Origin of the sequence: Paraburkholderia kururiensis (genome assembly GCF_034424375.1) — a bacterium.
Lineage (GTDB): Bacteria > Pseudomonadota > Gammaproteobacteria > Burkholderiales > Burkholderiaceae > Paraburkholderia > Paraburkholderia kururiensis_A.
On record NZ_CP139965.1, the window covers coordinates 1,767,441 to 1,793,070 of the forward strand.

At 67.0% G+C, this 25,630-nt stretch carries 20 protein-coding genes; 14 read left to right on the plus strand and 6 right to left on the minus strand.

The features are described from left to right. Positions 1 to 35: 35 nt before the first annotated feature. From U0042_RS07970 to U0042_RS08000, 7 genes are all read left to right on the plus strand, one after another. Complete coding sequence (locus U0042_RS07970) at positions 36 to 2,336, plus strand: glycogen debranching N-terminal domain-containing protein (RefSeq protein ID WP_114810482.1); 2,301 nt, start codon at positions 36 to 38, stop codon at positions 2,334 to 2,336. A gap of 123 nt (positions 2,337 to 2,459) precedes the next feature. After that, the gene (locus tag U0042_RS07975; RefSeq protein ID WP_114810483.1) at positions 2,460 to 3,320 is read left to right on the plus strand and encodes a MurR/RpiR family transcriptional regulator; all 861 of its coding nucleotides are present in this window, start codon (positions 2,460 to 2,462) and stop codon (positions 3,318 to 3,320) included. Positions 3,321 to 3,541: 221 nt separating this feature from the next. Then, on the plus strand, positions 3,542 to 4,891 hold the full coding sequence (locus U0042_RS07980; RefSeq protein ID WP_114810484.1) for an aspartate aminotransferase family protein: 1,350 nt from the start codon (positions 3,542 to 3,544) through the stop codon (positions 4,889 to 4,891). Between the two features lie 93 nt (positions 4,892 to 4,984). Next, positions 4,985 to 5,539, plus strand: coding sequence for a carboxymuconolactone decarboxylase family protein (locus U0042_RS07985; protein WP_114810485.1), 555 nt, complete (start codon positions 4,985 to 4,987; stop codon positions 5,537 to 5,539). Positions 5,540 to 5,763: 224 nt separating this feature from the next. After that, positions 5,764 to 6,189 carry an OsmC family protein gene (locus U0042_RS07990; RefSeq protein ID WP_114810486.1) on the plus strand — a complete coding sequence of 142 codons (426 nt, stop codon included), beginning with the start codon at positions 5,764 to 5,766 and terminating at the stop codon, positions 6,187 to 6,189. Between the two features lie 123 nt (positions 6,190 to 6,312). Then, complete coding sequence (locus U0042_RS07995; protein ID WP_232833320.1) at positions 6,313 to 7,230, plus strand: isocitrate lyase/PEP mutase family protein; 918 nt, start codon at positions 6,313 to 6,315, stop codon at positions 7,228 to 7,230. A 519-nt stretch (positions 7,231 to 7,749) separates the two neighbouring features. Continuing rightward, the gene (locus tag U0042_RS08000) at positions 7,750 to 8,031 is read left to right on the plus strand and encodes a YodC family protein (protein WP_114810700.1); all 282 of its coding nucleotides are present in this window, start codon (positions 7,750 to 7,752) and stop codon (positions 8,029 to 8,031) included. An 88-nt stretch (positions 8,032 to 8,119) separates the two neighbouring features. Here U0042_RS08000 and U0042_RS08005 read toward each other — a convergent pair whose 3' ends face one another. From U0042_RS08005 to U0042_RS08015, 3 genes are all read right to left on the minus strand, one after another. Beyond that, positions 8,120 to 8,611: a GNAT family N-acetyltransferase gene (locus U0042_RS08005; protein WP_114810487.1), complete on the minus strand. Its 492-nt coding sequence runs from the start codon at positions 8,609 to 8,611 to the stop codon at positions 8,120 to 8,122. Continuing rightward, the gene (locus tag U0042_RS08010) at positions 8,608 to 9,240 is read right to left on the minus strand and encodes a LysE family translocator (protein WP_114810488.1); all 633 of its coding nucleotides are present in this window, start codon (positions 9,238 to 9,240) and stop codon (positions 8,608 to 8,610) included. The genes U0042_RS08005 and U0042_RS08010 overlap by 4 nt, the downstream gene beginning before the upstream one ends. A 134-nt stretch (positions 9,241 to 9,374) precedes the next feature. Further along, positions 9,375 to 9,695 carry a superinfection immunity protein gene (locus U0042_RS08015; protein WP_114810489.1) on the minus strand — a complete coding sequence of 107 codons (321 nt, stop codon included), beginning with the start codon at positions 9,693 to 9,695 and terminating at the stop codon, positions 9,375 to 9,377. A gap of 212 nt (positions 9,696 to 9,907) precedes the next feature. On the opposite strand from U0042_RS08015, the gene U0042_RS08020 reads away from it, so the two are divergent. The 4 genes from U0042_RS08020 to U0042_RS08035 all read left to right on the plus strand — a co-directional run bounded on the left by U0042_RS08020 (position 9,908) and on the right by U0042_RS08035 (position 15,384). Beyond that, positions 9,908 to 11,365 (plus strand): M20 family metallopeptidase, encoded by a 1,458-nt coding sequence (locus U0042_RS08020; protein ID WP_114810701.1) that lies wholly within the window; start codon positions 9,908 to 9,910, stop codon positions 11,363 to 11,365. 85 nt (positions 11,366 to 11,450) lie between these two features. Beyond that, positions 11,451 to 12,569, plus strand: a complete 1,119-nt coding sequence (locus tag U0042_RS08025) for a malate/lactate/ureidoglycolate dehydrogenase (RefSeq protein ID WP_114810490.1) — start codon at positions 11,451 to 11,453, stop codon at positions 12,567 to 12,569. Between the two features lie 491 nt (positions 12,570 to 13,060). After that, positions 13,061 to 13,939: a crotonase/enoyl-CoA hydratase family protein gene (locus tag U0042_RS08030; protein ID WP_114810491.1), complete on the plus strand. Its 879-nt coding sequence runs from the start codon at positions 13,061 to 13,063 to the stop codon at positions 13,937 to 13,939. Between the two features lie 305 nt (positions 13,940 to 14,244). Further along, a complete protein-coding gene (locus U0042_RS08035; protein ID WP_114810492.1) occupies positions 14,245 to 15,384 on the plus strand; it encodes a hypothetical protein in 1,140 nt (379 codons plus the stop codon). Positions 15,385 to 15,520: 136 nt separating this feature from the next. On the opposite strand, the gene pdeR is transcribed toward U0042_RS08035, so the two are convergent. Further along, a complete protein-coding gene (gene pdeR, locus U0042_RS08040; RefSeq protein WP_114810493.1) occupies positions 15,521 to 17,524 on the minus strand; it encodes a cyclic di-GMP phosphodiesterase in 2,004 nt (667 codons plus the stop codon). Positions 17,525 to 18,264: 740 nt separating this feature from the next. Here pdeR and treA point away from each other — a divergent pair. Together treA and U0042_RS08050 are read left to right on the plus strand one after the other, a co-directional pair. Further along, positions 18,265 to 19,854, plus strand: a complete 1,590-nt coding sequence (gene treA, locus U0042_RS08045; protein WP_419150503.1) for an alpha,alpha-trehalase TreA — start codon at positions 18,265 to 18,267, stop codon at positions 19,852 to 19,854. A 52-nt stretch (positions 19,855 to 19,906) separates the two neighbouring features. Next, positions 19,907 to 20,827 (plus strand): hypothetical protein, encoded by a 921-nt coding sequence (locus U0042_RS08050; RefSeq protein WP_114810495.1) that lies wholly within the window; start codon positions 19,907 to 19,909, stop codon positions 20,825 to 20,827. Positions 20,828 to 20,950: 123 nt separating this feature from the next. Here the strand turns inward: U0042_RS08050 and U0042_RS08055 are convergent, their stop codons facing one another. Together U0042_RS08055 and U0042_RS08060 are read right to left on the minus strand one after the other, a co-directional pair. Next, on the minus strand, positions 20,951 to 21,334 hold the full coding sequence (locus U0042_RS08055; RefSeq protein ID WP_157977805.1) for a hypothetical protein: 384 nt from the start codon (positions 21,332 to 21,334) through the stop codon (positions 20,951 to 20,953). A gap of 141 nt (positions 21,335 to 21,475) precedes the next feature. Continuing rightward, positions 21,476 to 24,889: an autotransporter gene (locus tag U0042_RS08060; RefSeq protein ID WP_114810497.1), complete on the minus strand. Its 3,414-nt coding sequence runs from the start codon at positions 24,887 to 24,889 to the stop codon at positions 21,476 to 21,478. A 289-nt stretch (positions 24,890 to 25,178) separates the two neighbouring features. On the opposite strand from U0042_RS08060, the gene U0042_RS08065 reads away from it, so the two are divergent. Beyond that, a complete protein-coding gene (locus U0042_RS08065; protein ID WP_114810498.1) occupies positions 25,179 to 25,619 on the plus strand; it encodes a cupin domain-containing protein in 441 nt (146 codons plus the stop codon). The last annotated feature ends 11 nt before the right edge of the window (positions 25,620 to 25,630 follow it).

The window sequence follows — 25,630 nt, forward strand, 5'->3', positions numbered from 1 at the left end:
GGCCTATCCGGCAGACACGGCACAGGAGCGATGCAATGCAGGATCCAGAAGCACTCGGCGGTGTAACGCACGCGGGGGGCGTGGACCACGCCCCGTCTCCCCAGCAGGATGCGGACGGCGCGTTCATCCCGACAGAGACCGCGCATGTCGCGAGCATGACCCAGCACGTGCTGAAGTCCGGCGACACGTTTATCGTCAACGACTCGCTGGGTGACATCACGGGCCACGACGACGGCCTCTTCGTCAACGACACGCGCGTACTCTCGTCGCTGCGCCTCACCTTCGGCGGACGCGCGCCGTCGCTGCTCTCGGGCAGCGTCAGCAACGACAACACGGCGTTCACCGCGCATCTCACCAACCGTCCGTTGCCGCCGCTCGGCGGCAGCAGCACGCCCGAGGGCGTGATCCACGTGCAGCGCGTGCGCGTGCTCTCGGGCACGGTGCTCAACGAGGCAATCGAACTCACCAACTATGGCACGAGCGATGCTGTCGTGCCGCTCTCCATCTCGTTCGCGAGCGACTTTCGCGACATGTTCGAAGTGCGTGGCCTGAAGCGCGAGAAGCGCGGCAGCATCGAGCCCGCACGCATCGAGAACGACGAAGTGCGGCTCGACTATATCGGGCTCGACCGCGTGGCGCGGCGCGTGCGCATTGCGTTTTCGCCTGCGCCCGACAAGCTGTTCGGCGACCGCGCCGATTATTCGGTGCGGCTGCCCGCGCAGGCCTGCGTGTCGATCTACCTGTCGGTTTCCGTGCACGTGGAGGCGTTGCCCGACGCGCCGCACGACACGCCGAGCGCCGGACCCGTGCAGCCCACGCATCTCGTGAGCGAAGCGCATCTCTCGCAGATCGATGCCGCACGCCCACGCGTGGGCCGCGCCGCGGTACGCGCGGCGATGGTGGATGCCCACCTCGTCATGCGCGAGCGCAGGCGCACGACGGCGCGCGTGCGCTCCAGCAATCCGCTCTTCAACGCATGGATCGAACGTTCGCTCGCGGACCTGGGCCTCCTCACGACCGACCTCGCGAGCGGTCCGTATCCGTATGCGGGCATTCCATGGTTCTCCACGCCGTTCGGCCGCGACGCTGTCATCACGGCGTTGCAGAGCCTGTGGATGCAGCCCGCGCTCGCGCGCGGCGTGCTGCGCTTTCAGGCCGAGCACCAGGCGCGCGAGAACTCGCCGTTTCGCGACGCGGCGGTCGGCAAGATCATCCACGAAATGCGCAAGAGCGAGATGGCGGCCACGGGCGAAGTGCCGTTCGCACAGTACTACGGCGGCGTGGACACCACGCCGCTCTTCATCGTGCTGGCGGGCGCGTATGCGGCCCGCACCCACGACCTCGCGCTGATCGACGAACTGTGGCCCGCACTGGAACGCGCGGCGAACTGGGTGGCCGGCGTGTGCGAGCGCAATCGCTACGGGCTGCTCGACTATCAGCGCGAGTCCGAAGGCGGCCTTGCGAACCAGGGCTGGAAGGACAGTCACGATTCGGTGTTCCATGCGGACGGCCGCTTTCCCGAAGGGCCGATCGCGCTCGTCGAGGTGCAGGCCTACGCGGCCGCGGCATTCGACACGATGGCGCACTTCTCCGCGTTGCGCGGCCTCGGCGCAGAAGCTGCGGCGTGGGCCGCGCGCGCCGCGAAGATTCGCGCGTGCGTGGAGGAACGCTACTGGATGCCCGAGTCGGGCTTCTACGGCATTGCGCTGGATGGCCACGGCGAACTGTGCCGCGTGCTCGCATCGAATGCGGGGCATCTGCTCGCGTTCGGTTTGCCTTCACCCGAGCGCGGCAAGCAGGTGGTGGATGCGCTCGATTCCGCGCTGTTCCACACAGGCTGGGGCGTGCGGACGCTGGCCGCAGGCCAGCCGCGTTTCAATCCGATGGCTTATCACAACGGGTCTGTGTGGCCGCACGACAATGCGCTCTGCGCGCGCGGCCTTGTGCGCTACGGCGGCAAGGCGGTGGCCGTGCGGCTGCTGCAGGCGCTCTTCGAAGCGGCGGTTACCTTCGACATGCGGCTGCCCGAGCTGTTCTGCGGCTTTCCGCGCCGCCGCGGCGAGCCGCCTACCGCTTACCCCGTCGCGTGTCTGCCGCAGGCCTGGGCGGCCGGCTCGCCGTTCATGATGCTCGAGGCGTGTCTGGGCATCACGATCGACGCGGCGAGCCGCGAGGTGCGCATCGAGCAGCCCATGCTGCCCGAGGGCATCGACTGGATCGAGGTGGGTGATCTGCAGGTGGGCGAGGGCTCGGTCTCCATCGTGTTCAGGCGGATGGACGGCAAGGTCGTGGCATCGGCGGACAAGGGCGACGTGAAGGTGGTCGCGGTGCTCTAGCGGCGCGTTCGTATTCCGGTGGAACGGGCGGCGCAACCCGACGCCGCTCACGCACTTTGCGTTGCGTGCCGCCCGATGCCCCGGTGATACCATTCGTTGCCGCCGCCACCTCGCCATTGCCGCATGCCCGATACCTTCGACCAGCTCGCCGTTCTGATCCGTGCCCGCTTTGCCGGACTGAGCCCGCAATTCCAGACGGGCGCGGCGTTTCTGCTCGATCATCCCGACGAAGTGGCTGTGCTCTCCATGCGCAAGGTCGCCGATCGCGCGCAGGTGCAGCCGGCCTCGCTCGTGCGGCTTGCCCAGCAGCTCGGCTTTCCGGGCTGGAACGAGATGCGCGAGCTCTTCGTGGCGCGCGTGCGCACGCGGCCCGAGCCGCTCACGAGCCGTGCGCGCTCGCTCGTTGCGGGCAATGCCAAACACTCGCTCGCCCACGATCTGCTCGTCGCGCAGCAGCACAATCTCGAGGTCACGGCCGCGCAGAACGAGCGCACCTTGCTCGAGGCCGCACGCATTCTGCGTCGTGCGCGCCACGTGTACGTGGCCGGTTACCGGTCGTGCTACGCGGTGGCGTTCGGGCTCGTGTATGGCTACCGGTTCTTCCGTTCGTCGGTCTCGTTGCTCACGGGCGAAGCCGGCACGCTCGACATGCAGCTGCGGGCCATCGATCGCGACAGCGCGACGGTCGTGATCAGCTTCGCGCCGTATTCGGTGGAAGCGGTGCGCGTGGCCGAGGCAGCGCTCGAAAAGGGCAGCAAGCTGGTCGCGATTACCGACAGCGCGGTGTCGCCCATCGCGCTCAATGCCGACAAGTTGCTGATCTTCTCGCACGAAAGCCCTTCGTTCTTTCCGTCGCTCGTCGCGGCTACCGCGATTGCCGAATCGCTGGTGGCGCATCTGCTCGCGCTGGAAGGTGCGGGCGCCGTCGAGCAGCTCGAACAGGCAGAACGTTCGTTGCACGCGAAGGGCGACTACGTACCCTGACGGGGCGCGTTCGACTTTCCCTTCCTCGCACTTCATCCGTTTTCGCTTTCCTCTCTCATACGCGCTTTGCGGCGGCGCTGCCGCTCGCGGTATGACCGCGCTCGGCCGCTGTTTTTTGCTGGGCGGCTTACAGGTGCGTTCGCTTTTTCCGGTGTTGTAGACTATGCTGTGTTTCGCAACAAATGTTGTGAAACAGTGAGCGAATGCACTGGAGGAGCCACATGTCGACCGTCTTTCACCGCATGCCGAAGCAGCCATTGCCCGTCGCCGTGGCGGGCGAGGGCATCGAGATCATCGATTCCACGGGCAAGCGTTATATCGATGCAAGCGGCGGCGCAGCCGTCTCGTGCCTCGGCCATAGTCATCCGCGTGTGATCGAAGCGATCGCACAGCAGGCGCGGCAACTGCCTTATGCGCATACCTCGTTCTTCACGAACGAGGCTGCCGAAGCGCTGGCAGACCGGCTCGTTGCCGCGGCGCCGCAAGGCCTCGGGCACGTGTATTTCGTGTCCGGCGGCTCCGAGGCCATCGAGGCCGCGCTCAAGCTCGCGCGCCAATACTTCGTGGAACGCGGCGAGCCGGCGCGGCGCCGCTTCATTGCGCGGCGCCAGAGCTATCACGGCAACACGCTGGGCGCGCTCGCAATTGGCGGCAACGCCTGGCGGCGCGAACCGTTCCTGCCGTTGCTGATCGAGTCCCACCATGTGAGCCCGTGCTTCGCTTACCGCGAACGGCGCGACGGCGAAACCGACGACGCCTACGCGCAGCGTCTTGCCGACGAACTCGAAGAGAAGATTCTCGAACTCGGTCCCGAAACGGTAGCGGCCTTCGTCGCGGAAACGGTGGTGGGCGCCACAGCGGGCGCCGTGCCGCCGGTGCGCGACTATTTCCGCAAGATCCGCGCCGTGTGCGACCGCTATGGTGTGCTGCTGATTCTCGACGAGATCATGTGCGGCATGGGCCGCACGGGCCATCTGTTCGCCTGCGAGGAAGACGGCGTCACGCCGGATCTGCTCACCATCGCAAAGGGGCTCGGCGCAGGCTATCAGCCCATCGGCGCGCTGCTCGCGAGCGAGCGCATTTACGAAACCATCGTGGGCGGCACCGGCTACTTTCAGCACGGCCATACCTATATCGGTCATGCCACGGCCTGCGCGGCGGCACTGGAAGTGCAGCGCGTGATTGCGGAGGAACGCCTGCTCGACAACGTGCAGGCGAGAGGCGAGCAACTGCGCGCCCGGCTGCTCGAACGTTACGCGGCGCATCCGTACGTGGGAGACGTGCGCGGGCGCGGGCTGTTCGTGGGTGTCGAACTGGTGCACGATCGTGCATCGAAAGCGCCATTCGATCCTGCACTCAAGCTGCATGCCGCGATCAAGCGCGAGGCATTTTCGCGCGGCCTGATGGTGTATCCCATGGGGGGCACGGTGGATGGCCGGTGCGGCGATCATGTGCTGCTGGCACCGCCGTTCATCTGCACGGCCACCGATATCGACACCATCGTCGAGCGCCTCGCCGATGCAGTCGAAGCCGCGTTGCGAAAGAGCGGCATGGCGACCGGCACCTGCTGAACCGCAGCGCATGATGCAGCGGCAGGCCGCTCGCGGATGGGACGTGGCGCGGTTCAGGCGAAGCCAATCTTTCCAGTCGAGGCACTCCAATTCATGAGCGAACGTCTTCCTGCATTCGATCTCTCGCGAGCGACGCCCGCACAGCGCACCGTGCTCGACGAGATCCTTTCCGGCCCGCGCGGCAATCTCAACGGCCCGTTTCTGGGCTGGATCCACAGCCCGGAGCTGGCGCAACATGCGCAGCGGCTCGGCGCCTTTTGCCGTTATCGGACAGGGCTGCCGCTGCGGCTTTCCGAACTCGCGATTCTGGTTACGGCGGCGCGCTGGCGTGCGCAGGCGGAGTGGTCCATCCACTATCCGATCGCGCTCGAGGCCGGGGTGCCGCCCGCGCTTGCCGACGCACTGCGTCGGGGGGAAACCCCCACGTTCGACGATCCCGACGACGCGCTGGTCCACGCCTTTGCGTCGGAACTCTACGACACGAAGCGCGTGTCCGATGCCACCTACGCGAAGGCGGTGACGCGCTTCGGCCATGAAGCGGTGATCAACCTGGTCGGCCTGCTCGGCTATTACGCGCTGGTGGCGATGACGCTGAACGTCTTCGAGATGCGCGCCCAGGGGCAGGACGCACTGCCGTTCGCAGAATAGTGCAGGACCCCGCGAAGCCGGACCGACCGGAAAGATTTTGCAGCGTGCACCGAAAACACGGCATCGGGAAGAACCGCCTATGATGAAGTCCGGTTCGCGCCCACGCTCGCCGGCGTGCGTACCTGCGATCGATGCCCGCGCCGCTTCTTTGGGGCGCGACCGCTGCGGCGGGCATCGCTTGCGCGAGACGGGTCCCGCCGGCGCGGCACACACTGGAGAGTGCGATGAAGCGCAAGGCATCGGCAGTCTGGCAAGGCGGCCTGCAGGACGGCAAGGGCTCCATTTCCACCGATAGCGGCGTCCTCGAGGACACCCAGTACTCGTTTTCGACGCGCTTCGAAAACGGCATCGGCACCAACCCTGAGGAACTGATTGCGGCGGCGCACGCCGGCTGCTTTTCGATGGCGTTGTCCGCGGAACTCGGCAAGGCCGGCATCAAGCCGGAGCGCATCGGCACGACTGCCACCGTCACGCTCGACAAGGCCGACGCGGGCTTTGCCATCACCGCCGTGCATCTCGACGTGACCGTGAAGATTCCAGGCGGCGACAAGGCGGCATTCGAGAAGGCCACGGCGGACGCGAAGGCGGGCTGCCCGGTCTCGAAGGTGCTGAACGCCACCATCACGATGGACGCAAAACTGGAGAGCTGAGGCTGAGCGCGTCCGACGTACGAAACGTGGCCAACGTGCACGGAAGTGCATGACTGCATGCAGTGCCACTGCCGCCGTGCCGCTGCAAGCGCCGGCGGCGTTCACTTCATAAGGACAAACATCATGACGACCGAGGCAACCGGACCTTCGGAAGACGGGGCCGCGAGCCGCCCCGCTCATCTATCGGCACACGACTCCGTCACCCAGGCGGAAAAAGGCCGGCGCCTGCGCGCCCTGCATGAAGCGCCGGGCGCGTTCGTGATCCCAAATCCCTGGGACGTCGGCTCAGCACGGCTGCTGGCCGTGACGGGCTTCAAGGCGCTCGCCACCAGCAGCGCCGGCTACGCGTTTTCGCGCGGCGTGCCCGACAGCGCCGTAGGCCGCGACCCGATGCTGGTGCACCTCGCGGAAATTGCCGCGGCCACGGATCTTCCCGTGAGCGCCGACCTCGAGAACGGTTTCGGCGATGCGCCCGAAACGGCGGCGCAGACCATTCGCCTCGCGGCCGGCGCCGGCGTGGTGGGCGGCTCGATCGAAGACGCCACCGGCCGTGCCGACGATCCCATCTACCCGTTCGACCTCGCCGTCGAGCGCGTGCGCGCGGCCGTCGAGGCGGCGCGCGCCTTGCCGTTCCCGTTCACCTTGACGGCGCGCGCCGAAAATCATCTGCATGGCCGCGACGATCTGCGCGACACGATTCGCCGCCTTCAGGCCTACGAGGAAGCCGGCGCCGACGTGCTCTACGCGCCGGGCCTGCGCTCGCGCGAGGACATTGCGACGGTAGTGGGCGCGCTCGGCCGGCCCGTCAACGTGTTGATGGGACTGCAGGGCGCCGTGCTCAGCGTCGCCGAACTGGAGGGCCTGGGCGTGAAGCGGATCAGCGTGGGCGGGTCGCTTGCACGCGCGGCATACGGCGCGTTCCTGCGCGCCGCGCGCGAGATGCACGAACGCGGCACGTTCACCTACGCAGCGGATGCGGTGAGCCACGCCGAAATCAGCGCGCTGCTGTCGGGCGCGCCGCGGGAGGCGCCGCCGGACTGAAACGCCTCGCGCCTTTGCTCACCGGTAAACCGCTCCTTTACAGATAAATGCATAACGATTAAAAAAGCGCGGGAAAAACGTTTTCGATATCCGCGCAATTGTGCAGTGCGCCGTAAATGGCATTACCTGAAAAAATCGCCAAACCCGAAAACAGTATGATTATTGGCGATTAATGCCGAACGTCCGGACGTCATTCGCGCTTCGGCACGTTTTACGGACGCTCGTGCGGGAATAAGTAAGACCTGCCGCCGTCCGGCCTGCTGCGGCGCCATGTCGCGCCGGGCGGGACGCGGCTGGACCCGTTTATGCTGATACCCAGGAATTTCCCAGGTATATTCATCTGCCTGTAAATCATCGTTATAAAAATCGCTTGCAGACGGATATTGGCGTTGTTAATCTTGGCTCACCTTTTAACGCATCGTGCCTCCCGGGCACGCAGGAAAGCGGAAAAGGCAGAGACAAATTCGCCATGCAACCCCGCCACGGGCTTCAAGTCATGGTTTTCCATTGGGGATTCTCATGTCCAGCGCAACCCTGATCGACATGCAGCAGGAGCAGAACATCGGCATCGGCGACGTGGTCGCGCTCAGATCGGGCGGCCCGCGCATGACGGTGACGTACGTGGGACCGGTGGGATTCGCGAGCGGCGACTGGCTCGTGTGCCAGTGGTTCGACGAGCAGGGCGAGTTGCGGCAGGACATGTTCGCGCAGGACCGCGTGCGGCTCGAGCCGCGCTCCATTCCGCCCGGCTCGGTGCAGATGCAACAGTATTTCGGCATCGCGACGGTGGGACGCCTGTGACCGTCGTGGCGAGCGCCGCGCGACGACCGACGAAGTCTCCGGCGCTGCCTCCCGGCACGGCGGCTACGTCGTCTACCTGACGCGCAGCTCAGGCGCCGCGCACGGCCTCCACCGCTTTCGCCATCTCAGTGGTCTGCGACCAACCCAGTTTCTCGTACAGCGGCCGGCCCATGTCGGTTGCATGCAGCACGGCATATCGAAGGCCGCGCGCGCTGAACGCCTCGTCGGCCCATTGCATCAACGTGTGCGCAAGACCGCGCTGCCGGTACGCCGGTTCCACATACACATTGAGCACATAGCCCCGCCGGTCCTGGTCCGGATGCAGCGGGTGGGGCGGCCACGCCACCTCCATCAGGCCGATGCCCGCGACAGCGCGCTCGCCGTCCATGGCCACGAACCCGAAGTAGGAGCCGTCGGCAAGGCGCGGCGCGAGCCACGCCCGGAACGCCGGCGTCATGCGTGCAAGGCTCTCGGCGTCTTTGCCCGCCTCGACGAACATCGCGTGACGGTGGTGACACACAAGGTCCACGTCGTCCGGCGTGAGCGGACGGATGGGCAACGTGGCCGTCTGCCCCGTCATTTCTGCGCTTCCGTTGCCATGCGCGCCGCAAGGCCGATCAACACGGTGCCCATCAGCCAGCGTTGAAGCGCCAACCACGCTGGCCGCCCGGCGAGGAACGCGGCGATCGAACCGGCCGTCATGGCGACGACGCCATTCACCGAAATGCTGAGCGCAATCTGCACGGTGCCGAGTGCGAGGGACTGCTTGAGCACGCTGCCGTGCAGCGGATCGATGAACTGCGGCAGCAGCGAGAGATAAAGCACCGCGATTTTCGGATTCAGCAGGTTGGTGACGAAGCCCATCGCGAAGAGCTTGCGCGGGCTGTCCGCCGGCAGATCGCGCACCTGGAACGGCGAGCGGCCGCCGGGGCGCAGGGCCTGCCACGCGAGCCAGAGCAGATACAGCGCGCCGCCGAAGCGCAGGGCGTCGTAGGCGAACGGCACGGCGAGCAGCAGCGCCGTGATGCCGAATGCCGCGCACAACATATAGAACATGAACCCGAGTGCGACGCCGCCAAGCGAGATCAGCCCTGCCGTGCGTCCCTGGCAGATGGAGCGCGAGATCAGGTAGATCATGTTGGGTCCGGGCGTGAGCGCCATGCCGAGGGCGACGGCGGCGAAAGCGAGCAGATGGGTGGTTTGCGGCACTGCGGGCTCCTGTCGGGCGGGGGGAAGTTCGGTGGGGAGGCGCCCGCACTTCATCGCGGGCGGACGTGAGATGCGTTTGAGTGCCGATTATTTCATGCACCCGCAAAGCGCGCTCGGCATGCACCGGCTGTCGGCTATTTCTGCACCCGGTCGCGTGCAGCGGTGCGCGTCACGCGTGCACTGACCCGCTCGGCGAGTGCACGCGAAAACCGCCCCATGCTGAGCAGGCGCCGTTTCTCCGTGACCTCGCCGGCCACGTTTTCCGGCGGGTTCGGCTGTAGCGACCAGTAGAGGGCGAGCAACCAGCCGAATACGGTCCAGCCCATCACGGCGTTGAAGAGTGCGATCGTGAGCACGTCGCGGCGCTTGCGGCGGTCCGCGAGAATCGATGGCATGAAATAGAGGGCCAGTGCGGCCAACACCTCGACTGCCTGAACCAGCAGATTGCTTCCCATAGCCCTCCCTTTGGATCATGCAGCGCAGTGCACACAGTGCATTCAGTGCCTGCACCCGGAATCTTCCGATTCTCGCGCGAATGGGGTGCCGGCGTGCAGCGTCCACAGGCCGGCATGGCCTGCGCGTGCCCGTGCGCGCAGGCGGGGCGCGCGCCACGCCGCCAGACGGATCGGTCTATCATGGGCGTTTTCATTGGCAGGGTCAGCCCATCATGATCTCCGACACGAAAGAAGCCCATCAGGTGAATCACGACACGCTGCGCGAGTTCGTCGAACGCAAGTGGAACGACGAGATCGTGCCGGCGCTGACCGACTACATCGCGGTGCCCGCGAAGAGTCCCGCATTCGATCCCGACTGGGCGCGCCACGGCTACATCGAGCGCGTGGTGGCGGACGCCGCGCAGTGGGCCGAAAAGCAGCCGGTGCGCGGCCTCACGCTCGAAATCGTGCGCCTGCCGGGCCGCACGCCGGTGATCTTCTTCGAAACGCCGGCCACGCGCTCGGGCAGCACGGACACCATCGTGCTCTACGGTCACCTCGACAAGCAGCCCGAGTTTTCGGGCTGGCGCAACGACCTGGGGCCGTGGACGCCCAAGCTCGAAGACGGCAAGCTCTACGGCCGCGGCGGCGCCGACGACGGCTACGCCATCTACGCAAGCATCACGGCGCTCGCCGCGCTCGACGCGCAAGGTATCGAGCGGCCGCGCTGCGTCGGCCTGATCGAGACCTGCGAGGAGTCCGGCAGCTACGACCTGCTGCCTTACGTGGATGCGCTGCGCGAGCGGCTCGGCAACGTGGGCCTCGTGGTGTGCCTCGATTCGGGGGCCGGCAATTACGACCAGCTGTGGCTCACCACGTCGCTGCGCGGACTCGTTGCCGGCGACCTCGAAGTGCAGGTGCTTGACGAAGGCATTCACTCGGGCGGCTATGGCGGCATCGCGCCATCGAGCTTCCGCATCATGCGGCAGCTGTTCGAGCGCCTCGAGGACGCCGCCACGGGCAACCTGCTGCCCGAAGGATTCCATTGCGCGATTCCGTCGCAACGGCTGCGCGAGGCCGAGGCCACCGCGAAGATTCTCGGCGACAGCGTCTGGAAGAGCGTGCCCTGGGCGTGCGGACAGGACGGCCGGCCGGTGCTGCCCACCACGACCGATCCGCAGGAGGCGCTGCTGAACTCGACGTGGCGTCCCTCGCTTTCGGTGACGGGCGCGGCGGGCTTGCCGTCGCTCGCCGATGCAGGCAACGTGCTGCGTCCGCGCACGGCGTTCAAGCTTTCGCTGCGGCTGCCGCCGCTCGTCGATGCGGCTACGGCCGTGGCGCAACTGAAGTCGCTGCTCGAACTCGATCCGCCGTACAACGCGAAGGTCACGTTCAAGCCCGACGCGGGCGCGGCCACCGGCTGGAGCGCGCCGGACCTCGCGCCGTGGCTCTCGTCTGCACTCAACGACGCCTCGCGCGAGCACTATGGTGCAGATTGCGCCTACATCGGCCAGGGCGGCACGATTCCGCTCATGAACGTACTGAAGGCAGGCTTCCCGAACTCGCAGTTCATGGTGTGCGGCGTGCTGGGCCCGAAATCGAATGCACATGGTCCGAACGAATTCCTGCATGTGCCGTACGCGAAGAAACTGACGGCCACCGTGGCCGAGGTGATCGCCGCCGCGCCGTGACCTGCACGGCGCGGCGTCCGCGAAGGGCGTCGCGCCGTGCTTCTCTTTTTCCCAACCGCCTCAGCCATCAGGAGCGATTCCGTTCATGAACGACGCTACCCGCGCGACTGCCGCCGCCTCGCCACGCATTTCGCCCGATCGCCTGCATGCCTACGTGCGCGCCATCTGGGAGCATGCGGGCAGCGCCGCGCAGGAAGCGCGCCTCGTGGCCGACCATCTGGTGGCGGCGAATCTGGCGGGGCACGACTCGCACGGCGTGGGCATGATTCCGCGCTACGTGGCGTCGCTGCGCGAGGGCGAGCTGAAGCTGAACCTGCACGCGCAGGTCGTGCGCGACGTGGGCGCGGTGCTGACCATCGACGGCGGCCGCGGCTTCGGGCAGGTGGTCGCGGCCGAGGCCATGGAGCGCGGCATCGAGCGTGCCGCGAAGCTCGGCGTGTGCGCCGTAGGGTTGCGCAACGCGCATCACATCGGCCGCATCGGACATTGGGCGGAGCAGTGCGCGCAGGCGGGCCTCGTTTCGTTTCACTTTGCCAACGTGGCGGGCGACCCGCTCGTCGCGCCGTTCGGCGGCATCGACCGGCGCATCGGCACGAATCCGTTTTGCGCCGCTTTTCCGCGCACCGGCAAGCCGCCGCTCGTGCTCGATTTCGCGACGAGCGCGATTGCCTACGGCAAGACGCGCGTGGCCTACAACCAGGGCAAGCGTGTGCCGGGCGGCGCGCTGATCGACCACGCGGGCCAGCCCACCGTCGAACCGAAGGTGATGCACGAGGCGCCCTTCGGTGCGCTCATGCCGACGGGCGGCGAGGCGAGCGGCCATAAGGGTTACGGGCTTGCGGCGATGTGCGAGATTTTCGGCGGGGCGCTGTCGGGCGGCTACACCACGCATGCCGACACGCTGGAAAAGACGAGTGCCATCGTGAACTGCATGCTCTCGGTGATCGTGGACCCGAACGCATTCGACGCCGGCAATGCGGAGGCCGAGGCCGACGCGTTCATCGAATGGGTGAAGGCGTCGCCGCGCGCCGCAGGCGTGGAGCGCATCTACGCGCCCGGCGAACCGGAGCGCGAGATGCGCGCGCAACGCGAGGCGCACGGCGTGCCCGTCGATCCCGCGACCTGGCAGCAGATCCACGACGCCGCGGTGTCGGCCGGCATGCCCGCCGACGAGGCGCGCCGCTGGGCCGCCGGCGTGGATTGAATGCGCGGCGGCGGGGGGCAGGTCGGACGAAGTTGCGGTCTGCCGGGCCCGCTGCATCGCGATCCTTGCTTTCTGTGCAAGCGGACCACGCGCCATTCGCGGACGCAGCGAAATTCAATATGCTACTGGCATAAATCCGGTTCTCTTTGAATGAGCGAATCGGCGAAAAGGGAAAAGGTCGCACAAAAATAATTAAAGCGCCTTTCGCCCGCTTACCAATATCTCCTTATTGCGTTTCAAGCGATTGTGCCGCCTTTTGCGCATATGGCACATGCAGCGCTTGTTCGCGCGAGGCCGCCGATCGCCCGCCTTGCGGCCCCGGGCAAGGCACGCCGTACATCAGGGGCGGCTCTCCCTTTTGTGCGCCAGCGCTCATGGCCGATCAGGGTTTCTACCCGATTATGTGACGTAGCCATCCTCTTCGAATGGATGCCTGTTTTAGGCTCGTATTGCTTTACTCCCGTGAAATCACCTAAACAGGACCGATCAAAATGAGCCTCCAAAATCACCACGCCTGCCGGCCTTTCGTCGATGCCGGCCATCTTTCCCAACTCTGTGCGTACTACGAAGAAGGGCGCAACGTCATGTGGATGATGCTGCGTTCGCAGCCTCGTCCGTGCTTCAACCTCGAACTCGTTCACGACATCCTCGCGCTCGCCCGCGCCGCCCGTCACTCGGGGCTTCCCATCGATTTCTGGGTGACGGGCTCGCTCGTGCCTTCCATGTTCAACGTGGGCGGCGACCTCGACTTCTTCTCCGACGCCATTCGCACCGGCCGGCGCGAAGACATGATGGCCTACGCGCGCGCCTGCGTGGACTGCGTGCACGCCGCTTCGCGCGGCTTCGACACGGGCGCGGTCTCGATCGCGATGGTGGAGGGCACGGCGCTCGGCGGCGGCTTCGAGGCCGCGCTCGCCCACCATTTCCTGCTCGCGCAGAACGACGCGCGGCTCGGCTTTCCCGAGATTGCCTTCAACCTGTTCCCGGGCATGGGCGGCTATTCGCTCGTGGCGCGGCGTGCCGGCATGCGGCTCGCCGAAGAACTGATCGGCGGCGGCGAATCGCACACGGCCGAGTGGTATGCGTCGCGCGGCCTCGTGGATCAGCTCTTCGAGCCGGGCGAGGCCTACACGGCGACGCGCACGTTCATCGATACGCTGCGGCCCAAGCTGAATGGCATTCGCGCGATGATCCGCGCGCGGCAGCGCGTGCTGCAGCTTTCGCGCGCGGAACTGATGGAGATTACCGAGGACTGGGTGGACGCCGCGTTTTCGATCGAAGAAAAGGACCTCGCGTTCATGGAGCGGCTCGTCACGCTGCAGAACCGGCGCACGTCCGCGACGCGGGTGCAGATGGCGCAGGCGGTCTGAGCGGGGCTTCGATTTTTTGTGCGTCTGTTTTGCGTTGGTCTTTTTGAGTTGGCCTTTGCCTTGCGGGCGGGGGGCGTTTTTGTGGGCGGCGTTACGTGACGCCGCCCGTAACAGCCGCGATGTTCTGGGACACATGGCTGGCACGTAGCGAGCGCTGGTGTCGTGCCATGTCGCCGCGTGACGGTCTCCCGCCTCGATCCCGCCACCTTTTCGTCCCGCCTTCATGCGCGCCGATTGATATGGCACGCCTTCTGCTGAGAGACGCCGCCTTCTCAACCGCAGTACTCACCAGAAAGGTCGGCGACATGAAAAAGAGCTTCACGCTTGCGGCTACCGCGCTTGGCGCAATGGCGGCATTGGCAATGGCACAAAGCAGTGTGGCGATAGCGGAGACAACGACGGCCGGCTTGCCGGTCGGGGCAATCAGCGGCAGTAGCGGTGCCGCCGGCGACGGCAATAACGTGACCCTGGGCGCCGCGGGCAGCGCGAACGCAGGCTCGGGCGGCGGCACGGTCGGCGCGACCCTGACGCTGCCGACGGGCGCGGTAAGCGTGGGGCTGCCTGGCGGGGCGCTGCCGAGTCCTGCGAGTGGAGGCGATCCGCTTGCGCCGATTACTGGCGTGTTGGGCTCGCTGCCGAATCCGACGAGCGGCGGCAGTCCACTTGCGCCGATTACGAACGTGCTGGGTTCGTTGCCGAATCCTGCGAGCGGTGGCAATCCGCTTGCGCCGATTACTGACGTGCTGGGTTCGCTGTCGAATCCGACGAGCGTTGGCAATCCGCTTGCGCCGATTACTGGCGTGCTGGGTTCGCTGCCGAATCCTGCGAGCGGTGGCAATCCGCTTGCGCCCATTACGAACGTGCTCGGCTCGCTGCCGAACCCCACGAACAGCGGCAACCCGCTCGCCCCCATCACCGGTGCCCTCGGTGGCGTCACCAACGGCGGCACCCCCATCGCGCCGATCACGAGCATTCTCAGTTCGCTGCCGAATCCCACGAGCGGCGGCAGTCCGCTTGCGCCGATCACGAGCGCGCTCGGCGCAGTGACGAACGCCGTGCCGGCACCGGGTAGCGGCGGCGCGTCCATTGCGCCGCTCGCCACGGCGCTCAATACCGTGGCGGCATCGGGCGCGAACGCGGCTGTTGCCGGCGCGGGCGCGCTTGGAGCGGGCTTCGGAGCAGGAGGCAGTGCACTCGGCGGCGCGATTGCCGCGACGGGCAACGCGCTTGGCGTGGGTGCGAACGCGACGGGTGCCGCGGTGGCGTCCAGCGCCAACGCGCTCGGTGCGTCGGCGGGCCCGTCCACGACGGGTCTCCTCGCGCCGGTCACGGGTCTCGTGGCCACCGTGACCAACACGGCGTCTCACGCGGGCAGCGGCACCGCGAGTCCGCTCAGTCCCGCGACGAGCCTCCTCAGTTCGCTCAACGCGGCCTTGCCGAAGTAATGGCACCGTAGGCGCGGGGCGGGTCGGCCAGGTGCATCCGTGCCCGGCATGTGGTCTGTCCCGCGCCTGTGAGTCTGCCTGTCTGCTTCGGCGACTCGCGAACCCGCGCCAGCGGCAAGAGCCGCTGCACTCGCGCTCAAGCAATCAACCTCGGCCGCTGCCTTTCCCGCAACCATGCCTCGAAATCCGCGGCCGGCATGGCGTGCGCATAGAGATAGCCCTGCACGTAGTCCACGCCCAGGTCCTGCATGAAGCGTTCTTCCGCCACGGTTTCGATGCCCTCGGCCACCACCTTGAGGTTCAGTTCCTGTGCGACGGCCACCATGGACCGCACCAGTGCCTGTGACTTCGGTTTCTCGTGAATGGCATGCACGAAACTGCGGTCGAGCTTGATGACGTCGAGCGGAATGCGGCCGAGCTGGGAGAGCGACGAGTAGCCGGTACCGAAGTCGTCCAGATGCACTTGTGCACCCAATTGCCGGAACTGCTGGATGCGTTCCAGTGCAGCCGCTTCGTCTTCGATCAGGCAGCTTTCCGTCAACTCGATGTCGATGAGGCACGGGTCGAGCTTCGCCTGCTCGAGCGCCTCGCGGAAGTGCCGCACCACGTCGGTATCGGCAAGCTGTCGCGGCGACACGTTGATGGCCACGCGCAGGTTCAGGCCGCGCTCTTTCCAGATGGCGGCCTGGTCCGCGGCCGTGCGCATCACCCACTGGCCGAGCGCGCCGATCAGGCCGGACTCCTCCGCATAACGGATGAACTCGCCCGGCATGATCTGCCCGCGTTCAGGTGAATTCCAGCGCACGAGCGCTTCCACGGCCTGCACGGTGCCGCTGGCGAGCGCGATCTTGGGCTGATAGCAAAGCGTAAGCTGTCCTTCGTCGAGGCCGCGGCGCAGGTTGTTGTCGAGCCACATGTACTCGGCCACCTTGCGGTTCATTTCCGGCGAAAACACGCGCCACGTGCGTTTGCCTTCATCTTTCGCCACGTACATGGCCGTGTCGGCGCAGCGCACCATGGTTTCCAGCGTGCCCGCGTGGTCGGGGCACAGTGCAATGCCGATGGAGCAGCCGGTATAGACCTCGACGAGCCCCAGGCTGAACGGCACCCGCAGACGCTCGAGGATGCGCTGCGCCGTGGCTTCCAGCGCGGCCTGCGTCGTGGGCGCGGCCAGCACGATGAACTCGTCGCCGCCCAGTCGCGCGAGCGTGTCGCCCGGATCGAGGCAGGCGCGAATCGCGTCGGACACGTCTTTCAACAGCCGGTCGCCGAACAGGTGGCCGTAGTGGTCGTTGACCCGCTTGAAGTTGTCGAGGTCGAGAAACAGAATGCCGACGGCCTCGTCCCCGGACCGGTCGGCAATCGCTGCGCGAATCTTCTCGTGAATGGCGTTGCGGTTCGGCAGGCCCGTGAGCGAATCGGTATTCGCGAGTTCGGTGAGCCGCGTCTGGGCGCGCCGCTCTTCGGTGATGTCCGTGCCCGAGCAGATCAGGTATTGCTCGTTCATGCCGCTGCCGCTTTGCACGAACTTGTTGCGAAAGAGAAAGAGCCGGTCGCCGTGAACGGTCTTCACCCATCGTTCCACTTCGTACGAGACCCCGCGATTGAAGAAGCCGGAGATGTTCTGGCTCGACGCCGCGCCTGCTTCTTCGGACATGAACAGCGCCCACACGTTGCGGCCCACCACGTCTTCTTCTTTCATGCCGGTGAGTTCTTCGGCAAGGCGGTTGAAACGCTGGATGCGACCCGCCCGGTCGACGATCACGACCACCGAGTTCACCTCGGAAACCACCTGCTCCGCAAACGAGAGTCCGTGCACGAGATCGCGCGCCACGGATTCGGTATCGGCCCATTCCGAAGCCGTGCCGGCCCATGCGTTGGGACCGAGCTTGCGGCCCACCAGATGCAGCCGCACCGGTTCGCCGAAGAGCCGCAGGTCGAGCGTGAGGTGAGAGGTGACGCCCGTGAGCTGGCGGATCTGCGCCGCCTGGTGCCCCGAAAGCGCAATGGCGACGTCGGCGGGCCCGGGCCCGGTCTCGGGCGTGAGTTCCAGCGCGTTGCTGTCACCCGAAAGCCGCCAGCAAGGGCTCGTCGTGCCGAAGCGGGCGTACAGCAATGAGTCGGATTGGTCGTCGTTCATAAGTCCCCGTCGCGGAAATCCAGATGACCTGCGTCGAAACAGCGTTGAAGTGCGAGTTGCGGTGCGGGTGCGCGGATAACGCCGAGCTTGCGTCGACTGCTTCGATTGTAGCGAAGCGCGAGCCTACCATGGCCTCGCCGTGGTATCGGCATTCATTTCGCATGCCTGAAGGGTGCGGTGCCCTTATTTATGGGGTTTTCGTCTCGTCGGCCATTCGCGAATTGCGATGTTCTCGCCACGCGAAGTTGCCGCGCGAGGAACCACGCGAATGAAGGAGCGTTTTTTGCTGCTGCCTCTTGCTTCTTTTCACTTCTTCTCACCGCAAATACGGCTGGCTTCGCTGGGCTGCACATCGTTTCGGAGCATGGCGCCGCGCGCGATTGCGGCCCGCGCCGGGCCTGTGCGATGCTCGCGAGGCGCAACGCACAGTCGAACCGCGCGAGCGAATCGAGCAAACGAATCGAGCAAACGAATCGAGCAAACGAATCGAGCAAACGAATCGCGCCAACGATCAACCCAACAAGCCAAGGCGCACGCGACGGAGACCGGTCCGGTTGTCTATCCAGCAAGGAGGAGACATGAGCACCCCGTCGCACGTCCATTCCCCATCGGGCATCGCCGCCCGTGGCGCTATCGCAGCCGAAGGCCGTGATGCCACGACCAAGCCTTCGCCTCGAAGTACGGCAGCGGGCAGGGCGGCAGCACGATCGTTCGTCATGCAATGTATTTCGATGCGCGCCATGCCCCGCACGCTGGCGGCCGCCGGCCTGCTCGCGTTGGCGACGACCGCGGGCGTGGCCTTCGCCGACACGCAGGTGGGCCAGCCGTTGCCCCCGCCGCCGGATCAGCTCTACGGCGACCTCTTCGTCGCCGTGCAGACGGCGCAGATCTATCCCGACCAGAAGACCTTCGTCGATGCCACGCCGAACGCCGCGCCCGCCGCCATCGTGCAGGCCTACGAGCAGCAGAAGAACCAGCCCGGCTTTTCGCTGGCGGCCTTCGTGAACCAGTACTTCACGCCGCCGGGCGAGCCCGTGATTACGCCGCCCGCCAACCAGACGCTGCGCGAGCACATCGACTGGCTGTGGCCCGCGCTCACGCGCACCACCACGAGCGCGCCGCCGTACAGTTCGCTGATTCCGCTGCCGAAGCCCTACGTGGTGCCGGGCGGCCGCTTTCGCGAGGGCTACTACTGGGACACGTACTTCACGATGCTGGGGCTCCAGGAGGCGGGCCACGAAGATCTCGTCGACGACATGCTCGACAACTTCGCCTACATGATCGACACCTTCGGCCACATTCCGAACGGCAATCGCACCTACTACCTGGACCGCTCGCAGCCGCCGTTCTTTTCGTACATGGTGGAACTCGCGGCGAACCAGGAGGGCGGCAAGGTCTATCAGAAATATCTGCCGCAACTGCGCAAGGAGTACGCGTACTGGATGCAGGGCGAGACCGGCACGGCGCCAGGCGCGGCCACGCGCAACGTGGTGGTGATGCCCGACCACACCGTGCTCAACCGTTACTGGGACGAACTGGATACGCCGCGCGACGAGTCGTATCTGGAAGACGTGCAGACCGCGCAGCAGGCGACGGGCCGCCCCGCGAGCGATGTCTATCGCGATCTGCGCGCCACGGCCGAAAGCGGCTGGGACTTCAGCTCGCGCTGGTTCGGCGACAACCAGACGCTGGCCACGATACGCACCACGTCCATCGTGCCCGTGGACCTGAACAGCCTGATGTTCCATCTCGAGCTCACCATTGCGCGCGGCTGCGGCGAGTCGCTCGATTTCCGCTGCGTGGGCGAGTTCGTGGGACGCGCGGCGAAGCGGGCCATCGGTATCAACCATTACCTATGGAATCCGAAAGGTTACTACGGCGATTACGATTGGCAGCTCGGCAAGCCGCGCGACAACCAGACGGCGGCGATGCTGTATCCGCTCTTCGCGGGCGCCGCGTGGCCGGACCGCGCGCAGAAGACCATTCAGGCCGCGCGCAACGTGCTCGTGCAACCGGGCGGTCTCGTGACGACGACCTACAACACTGGCCAGCAATGGGACGCGCCGAACGGTTGGGCCCCGCTGCAATGGATCGCGATTCAGGGCATGAAGCGCTATGGCGCGTCGGATACCGCGCAGCAGATCGGCCTGCGATTTCTCTCCGACGTGAAGGGCGTGTATGCGTCTGAGCAGAAGCTCGTGGAGAAGTACGTGGTGGAAGGTGCAGGCACGGGCGGCGGCGGAGGCGGCGAGTATCCGTTGCAGGACGGCTTCGGCTGGACCAACGGCGTGACGCTGAAACTGCTCGATCTGTACGCGCCGGGGCAGTGAACTTCGTGACAGCGTGACTTCGCAATGCAAAGGCAAAGGGAGGAAAGAGCTCATGACGATCGATCGCATGGGCGGCGTGCCACGCGGCACCACAACGACGGGCGCGACGGGTGGCGCGGATGACCCGGCGCAGGCTGCGACGCCGCGTACCGCGCCAGCGCCGCCCGCTACGGGCGCTGCGCGGCACGCCGTACTGAGCGCGCTCGCGGGGCCTCCGCCGCGCGTCGGCGCAGCGTCGAACACCGCGCCGCGCATCGGCGCAGCGTCCAACACCGGGCCGACCGGCACAGCGCCCGGCCCGGACGGCGCTGCCCGCATCGGCGGCGTCGGCGGCCATCGTGCGCCCGATGGCATCCGCCGCACCGACGAGAAACTGCGCACGTTCTTTCGAGCCACGAAGCGCGCGGGCGAGGCCGGCATCGGCAAAGCGCGGGAGCAGGCAAGCGCGCTGAAGACGCGCTTCTTCAGCTTCGCGCGTCCGCTGCGTACGCGCGTATCGACAGGCTGGCCGCCGCAGGGCGGCTACGGTGCGCCGTACGCGTCGTTCGTGCGGCCCGCGCCGTGGTCGGTGCGCTACGGCTCGCCGTATGGTTCATCGTATGGTTCGTCATACGGCGCCTCTTTTGTCGCGATGACCGGCACCCGCCTGATGTCGGATGCCATGTTCGCGCTCGCGGCAGGCGGCGTGGGCGCGCTGGGTACGGGCGGGTTCGGGATGGGGTCGTCGTTCGGTATGGGAATGCTCGGCTTCGGGCTCGCGCCGCTCGTTACGGCCGGTGTGTCGTCGCTGCTCGCGGGCGCCATTGGCTATGCCGTGTCGCGCCGGCCGCGCTTTGCGCAGCCGGGCTATGGCTGCCTGTACAACGCGCACGGATTTCCGCAGCAAGGGCCGTACGGCCCCGACCTGAACGGTATGTGGCAGCGGCCGATGCAGCGGCCCGTGCCGAGAGTCGTCCAGGGAACCGTGGTGTGAGTGTCGACGCGGCGTGCGGATGCGCGCGGGGTAAGCCCGCGATGAACCCGCGGTGAGTCCGCGATGAACCCGCGGTAAGCCCGCGATGAACCCGCGGTAAGCCCGCGATGAACCCGCACAGATCTATTTGCCCGGCGCGCGCTGCTTCGCGATCTGCTGACGACACCAGTCGAGATACTTCGGGTACATGTCCGCGGCCGGCACGTTCGCATACTGGCCGTACAGCGCCTCCACCAGTTGCGGCAACTCCGTCAGCGCGAGCATGCGCGAGTCGTAGGGCATCTGCTGCGCGGCGAGGCGGATGCGTTGCAGTTCGTCCTCTTTCGATATGCCCGAGTCGCGTGCCTGCGCGATGGCCTGCGCGGAGTGGGCCTGGCCCTTGCAGATGCCGTCGGCGTAGTCGGCCGCGTGCGCAGTGCCTGCGGATAGGACCGCGAGCGCCGAGGCGCAGGTGATGCGCAGCGCGACGCAAACGGAGTTCGGCAACAGGCTGAGGCGTGATTTCATCGGGGCAGTGGCGACGAGCGAAACGGCGGTCGGGACCGTCGATGATAGGCAGGCCGCGCGGCCCACGCAAACCGCGCGCTTCGCTTCGCGCGCGGCACGTTCGCTACTTCGCGATCTCTTCGCGTCGATAACGCGCCCTTGCTACGCGCCCAACTGCGGCGGCTCGCGTCGGTCCAACGCTTCGAGCACGTCGAACGAGACGTTTTCGGTCACGATCTCGCGGTCGCCCGTCGCGCTCGTGCGCGTATGCAGTTGCGCGAGCACGTTGAGGCCCACGTTGCGCGTATCCGTGCTGCGCTCCTTCACCTTGAGTTCGATGGGCATCCACGAATCGGGGTTGCCGAGAATCTCCGCGTTGCGCGCTTCCACCTGCGCGCGCAGCCGCGCGTCGCCGCCCGATTGCGCGAGCGCGGCCGTGTTCGCGTCGATGCGCAAGGCCGCGTCCTGGCGCAGGCGAAAGCGATGCATGTACGTGAGGTTGGGGCGCTGGTTCTTGCGTACGTCGGCGAGATGCTGATCGATGCGCTGGCTGGCCACCACGCGCGGGTCGTCCAGTGCGGTGCCGTCCGGCGCGTGCGTCGTGCCCGCCTTGTTGCGCTGCGCCACCTCTTGCGCGGCGAAGAGATCGATCAACTCGGGCCGCCCTGCGTCGAGCGCTTCGGTGTAGTGCTTCGCGTCGAGGTATTCGACGTCGAGCATGCACGCGCGATGGTTCAGCTTGCCGTCTTCGCGCACCAGTTGCAGCTTCGCCGAGCGGTTCTTGTCGCCGAGCGTCATGGTGCCCGCGGGCGCATCGAGCGAGAACATGCCGATGCTCGAATGGCCGTTCGGATCGAGCGGATGCGAAAAGCTCGGCTTGAAGCCGCCGCGCAACTGCCAGCGCGAGCCGAGCCCCACGCGGTGCTGTTCCACCTGCATGCGTCCCGTGCGTTCCACCGAATCGACGGATTGCTTCGAATGTTCCCATCCCACGCCCGCAGTCGGCCCCACGCTCACCGAAAGCTGCTTCGCGTGCTTGCCCGTGACGGGGTCGGTCTCGGTATCGGCGCCGAGGCTCGCGGCCTTGAACATGGCCGTCGCATCCACCGTCACGCCGCGGCGCGTGGTCTTCTGCTGGCCGTCGGTCCAGCTCACGGAAACGTCGGGGTCGTCGAAATACTGCTGCGCAAGGCGATTCCACACGCCGTTGGAGCCGTCGTTATGTTCGAGCGTCGCTTCGTGGAACACGTGATCGACGATCGTGCCGAGCTTCGCGCGCATCGCGTCGTCGTCGTAGCCCGAGCCGTCGGGCTTCACGCGACGCGCCACGCGCAGCGACACGCCGCGCGGCTCCTGCAGGTCCTGCGAATGCAGGATGGCGCTTGCCACCACGCCCGCGCGCAGCGACGTCACGCCCACGTCGAAGTCGTAGCCCACCAGCACGCCTGCGCCGTAATGCTGCTGCCGGCTGTGCGCGGTGCCGACGAACATCTCCACGCCATGCGTCGCGCGGCTCACTTCGACCACGGCCTCACGCGTGCGCGAGGCGCGCACGTCGATACGCGGCGAGACCGGAATGCCGTGGCCGTGCGTGAACGCGTGCACCGTGGCATTGAGGCCGCGCGTGCTCACGCCCTGGCGTCCACCATCAGTGAGCCGCAGTTTCGCGCCCGACTGCAGGTTCGCCACCACGTCTTTGAGCGTGTCGCGCACGTCGTCCACGGTGTTGGCGGGGCGCTTGTCCTGGGCGGGGTCCGCGAGCGCGCGCAGCGTGTCCACCTCGTTCCAGAAGTCCGATTCGGCACTCACGTGGGCCACTTTGCCCCACACGGCGAGCCGCTCGATGTCGAAGCGCTCTTTCGCGACCTTGCTGAAGGGCTTCGTTTTCGCGAGCTGCTCCGGCGTCATCGTCTGCCAGCGCGCGGCGTCTGCCTTCACGCTCGCGAGCGTTTCGGCGGAGGGCACGTCCGCTTCGGTCAGGCCGTCGCACATCTGCGCCACGCGCTGCGCCACGGCACCGAGCGCGTCTTCGTCCATGCGGCCGCGAGCGAAGCCGCCGCGTTCCAGCCACACGTCGAGCGCCGCGAGTTCCACGAGCGACTGCGCGGGCCGCACGTGCGTGAACGCGGTGGCGGGCTGCATGGCTTCGTGCTGCGCGAGGGCCGTACGCGCTGCGCCCATGCCCTTGGCGAGCGCCGCGCGTTCCTGCTCCACGGTCTTGCGCGGCAGACCTTGCGTGCCGAAGCTCAACGCGGAAAGCGGCGACGCGCGCTTCGCCGCGAACATGCGCGGCAGCAGCGTCTTCCAGCGGTTTTCGCCGACACGGTTGATCGTCTTCGCGGAGAACTTGTTCAAACGCTCGCGAGCCTGCGAAAGATCGCTGCCGCGACCGTCCGTGGTGAAGCCTTGGCGCCACGCGAAGAACGCGCCTCTCTGGTCCGGCGTGAGCGCATCGCGGCCGTGGGCGAGATGGGTGGCCGCGGCATCGAAGGCGCGTTTCGCGAGCGCGTCGGGGCCGGGCACGGAGGCATCGAGCGGAGCCGCGCCTTCGGCGAGGCCTACGCTTTCGGCGACGGTAGCGGGCGACGGATCGCTATGGCGCGGGTAGTTCGTGCCGGGCGGATGCGGATCGAGCGCGTCCGTGGCTTGCAGCAGCACGCGCGTGGCCGTGCGCTGCGGGTCGCCGGCGAAGGGTTGGCCCACGGCGTTGCGCAACGCGTCGAGTGCGGCGAAGCCTTCGCCCGAGCGCGCGAGCGTGCGCGCGACGAGCCAGGCCTCACGGTCTGCGGCGCTCGTCGAGCGCGCCGTGTGCGGCGCGTTGAAGTCGAGCATGCCCACGCGTTCGAGCGCGAGATGCGCGCCATCCACGTCGGTCACGCCCGCCTGGCGCAGCGCCTGGGCAATCAACGCGCCGCGCGTCGCGGCTTCGGCCATGCTCGCGGGCGTCGACGGATCGGGTTGCGGCGCGAGGGCGTAGAGGCGATTCGCGAGGCCCGGCACATCGAGCAGCCGGTCGGGCGGACACGCGAACTGACCGTGCACGTAATCGAGCAGGCCGGCGCGTGTCGTGCAGGCGTCGAGCGGCGGCGGGGCGGGCACGCGCGGCGGCGCGACGGCGCCTGCTGTCTGCGCGTTCGGCGCGGGCGCGGGCTTCGATACCGTGCGGCCGATGGCGCCTGTCACGAGGCCGTCGGTACGCTCCAGCATCGAGCCGCCCACGCGGGCGTGACGCGGAGGCTGGCTCGTCGCGTAGCGCTTCGTGCCCTGCACGTAGTTCTCAGGGCCTGACGTCTTGCCGTGCGTGCTTTGCTGATAGACCGCCGTGCTGACGTCGAAGCGACGCGCGCGCAGCGTATCCATTTTGCGCGCCATCGTGGACTTGAGCCGGTCGAGCACGCCATGCGGCACGGCGGGCTGCGGTCCTTCGAGCTGGTGCGAAGGCGCGGTACTGGGCGTGGGAGCGGGCGCGTTGCCGGGGGCCGGCGTTGCCCCGGCAGCAGGCGACGAGGCCTGCGACGGCGCCGCTTCGACGAAGCCCGGCGTGGGCGGCAGATTGATGCGGCTGTGGTCGGGCATGGAAGCGGTGCGTCGCGGCGCAGCAAACGAAACCGGCTTGCACTATGGTCGCCGAATGTGACACGCCGCAGCATGGTGCGAAAAGGGCGCTCACAGGGCGAAGTGCACCGCAACGGAATGGCGCGTGCCGGTGCGTGCCGCGCATTGCGTGTTCACGCTTTGGGAACGAGCCCGTATCGACGCGGGTTGCTCGACCCTTTCTCGGCCTTTCCGCGAGCGCTTTCGTTTCGCTGCGCAATGGAACGGGAAATGCTTGATTCGCGCGCTCCTACCCTACGGGAGCCGTGCCATGAACTTTCCGCTCACCACCCGGTTTTCGCACGTCAAGCCGCACGAGACGCCGTTCGAAGGCGAAGGCCTGCGCGACTTCTTCCTCTATCGCGATCTCGGCATTGCGCAGGCGACGGGCGGCAAGGTGCTCGCGCAGCTCGTGAAGGCCAACCACGCGCCGGAGCAGGGCACGGGCTGGCATCGTCACGAAGCGGACTTCCATATCGTCATCATGCTGAAGGGCTGGGCGCGCTTCATGTACGGCGACAAGGAGACGCTCGTGGCGGCGGGCGACTGCGTGCACCAGGCGCCCGGCATCGTGCACTACCTGTTCGATTACTCCGAAGACATGGAGTACCTCGAGATCGTGAGCCCGGCTGACTTCAAATCGATCGACGTGGAAGGACCGTGCGAAGTGCCCGCGCCCACGCCGTGGGTGAGCGCCGCGGCAACGTCGTAGCGCAACGGGGC

Bases quoted from the DNA above. Each gene is read 5' to 3' on its own strand.
- U0042_RS07970 (WP_114810482.1), top strand. From the start codon at position 36: ATGCAGGATCCAGAAGCACTCGGCGGTGTAACGCACGCGGGGGGCGTG.
- U0042_RS07975 (WP_114810483.1), top strand. From the start codon at position 2,460: ATGCCCGATACCTTCGACCAGCTCGCCGTTCTGATCCGTGCCCGCTTT.
- U0042_RS07980 (WP_114810484.1), top strand. From the start codon at position 3,542: ATGTCGACCGTCTTTCACCGCATGCCGAAGCAGCCATTGCCCGTCGCC.
- U0042_RS07985 (WP_114810485.1), top strand. From the start codon at position 4,985: ATGAGCGAACGTCTTCCTGCATTCGATCTCTCGCGAGCGACGCCCGCA.
- U0042_RS07990 (WP_114810486.1), top strand. From the start codon at position 5,764: ATGAAGCGCAAGGCATCGGCAGTCTGGCAAGGCGGCCTGCAGGACGGC.
- U0042_RS07995 (WP_232833320.1), top strand. From the start codon at position 6,313: ATGACGACCGAGGCAACCGGACCTTCGGAAGACGGGGCCGCGAGCCGC.
- U0042_RS08000 (WP_114810700.1), top strand. From the start codon at position 7,750: ATGTCCAGCGCAACCCTGATCGACATGCAGCAGGAGCAGAACATCGGC.
- U0042_RS08005 (WP_114810487.1), bottom strand. From the start codon at position 8,611: ATGACGGGGCAGACGGCCACGTTGCCCATCCGTCCGCTCACGCCGGAC.
- U0042_RS08015 (WP_114810489.1), bottom strand. From the start codon at position 9,695: ATGGGAAGCAATCTGCTGGTTCAGGCAGTCGAGGTGTTGGCCGCACTG.
- U0042_RS08020 (WP_114810701.1), top strand. From the start codon at position 9,908: ATGATCTCCGACACGAAAGAAGCCCATCAGGTGAATCACGACACGCTG.
- U0042_RS08025 (WP_114810490.1), top strand. From the start codon at position 11,451: ATGAACGACGCTACCCGCGCGACTGCCGCCGCCTCGCCACGCATTTCG.
- U0042_RS08030 (WP_114810491.1), top strand. From the start codon at position 13,061: ATGAGCCTCCAAAATCACCACGCCTGCCGGCCTTTCGTCGATGCCGGC.
- U0042_RS08035 (WP_114810492.1), top strand. From the start codon at position 14,245: ATGAAAAAGAGCTTCACGCTTGCGGCTACCGCGCTTGGCGCAATGGCG.
- pdeR (WP_114810493.1), bottom strand. From the start codon at position 17,524: ATGAACGACGACCAATCCGACTCATTGCTGTACGCCCGCTTCGGCACG.
- treA (WP_419150503.1), top strand. From the start codon at position 18,265: ATGCCCCGCACGCTGGCGGCCGCCGGCCTGCTCGCGTTGGCGACGACC.
- U0042_RS08050 (WP_114810495.1), top strand. From the start codon at position 19,907: ATGACGATCGATCGCATGGGCGGCGTGCCACGCGGCACCACAACGACG.
- U0042_RS08055 (WP_157977805.1), bottom strand. From the start codon at position 21,334: ATGAAATCACGCCTCAGCCTGTTGCCGAACTCCGTTTGCGTCGCGCTG.
- U0042_RS08060 (WP_114810497.1), bottom strand. From the start codon at position 24,889: ATGCCCGACCACAGCCGCATCAATCTGCCGCCCACGCCGGGCTTCGTC.
- U0042_RS08065 (WP_114810498.1), top strand. From the start codon at position 25,179: ATGAACTTTCCGCTCACCACCCGGTTTTCGCACGTCAAGCCGCACGAG.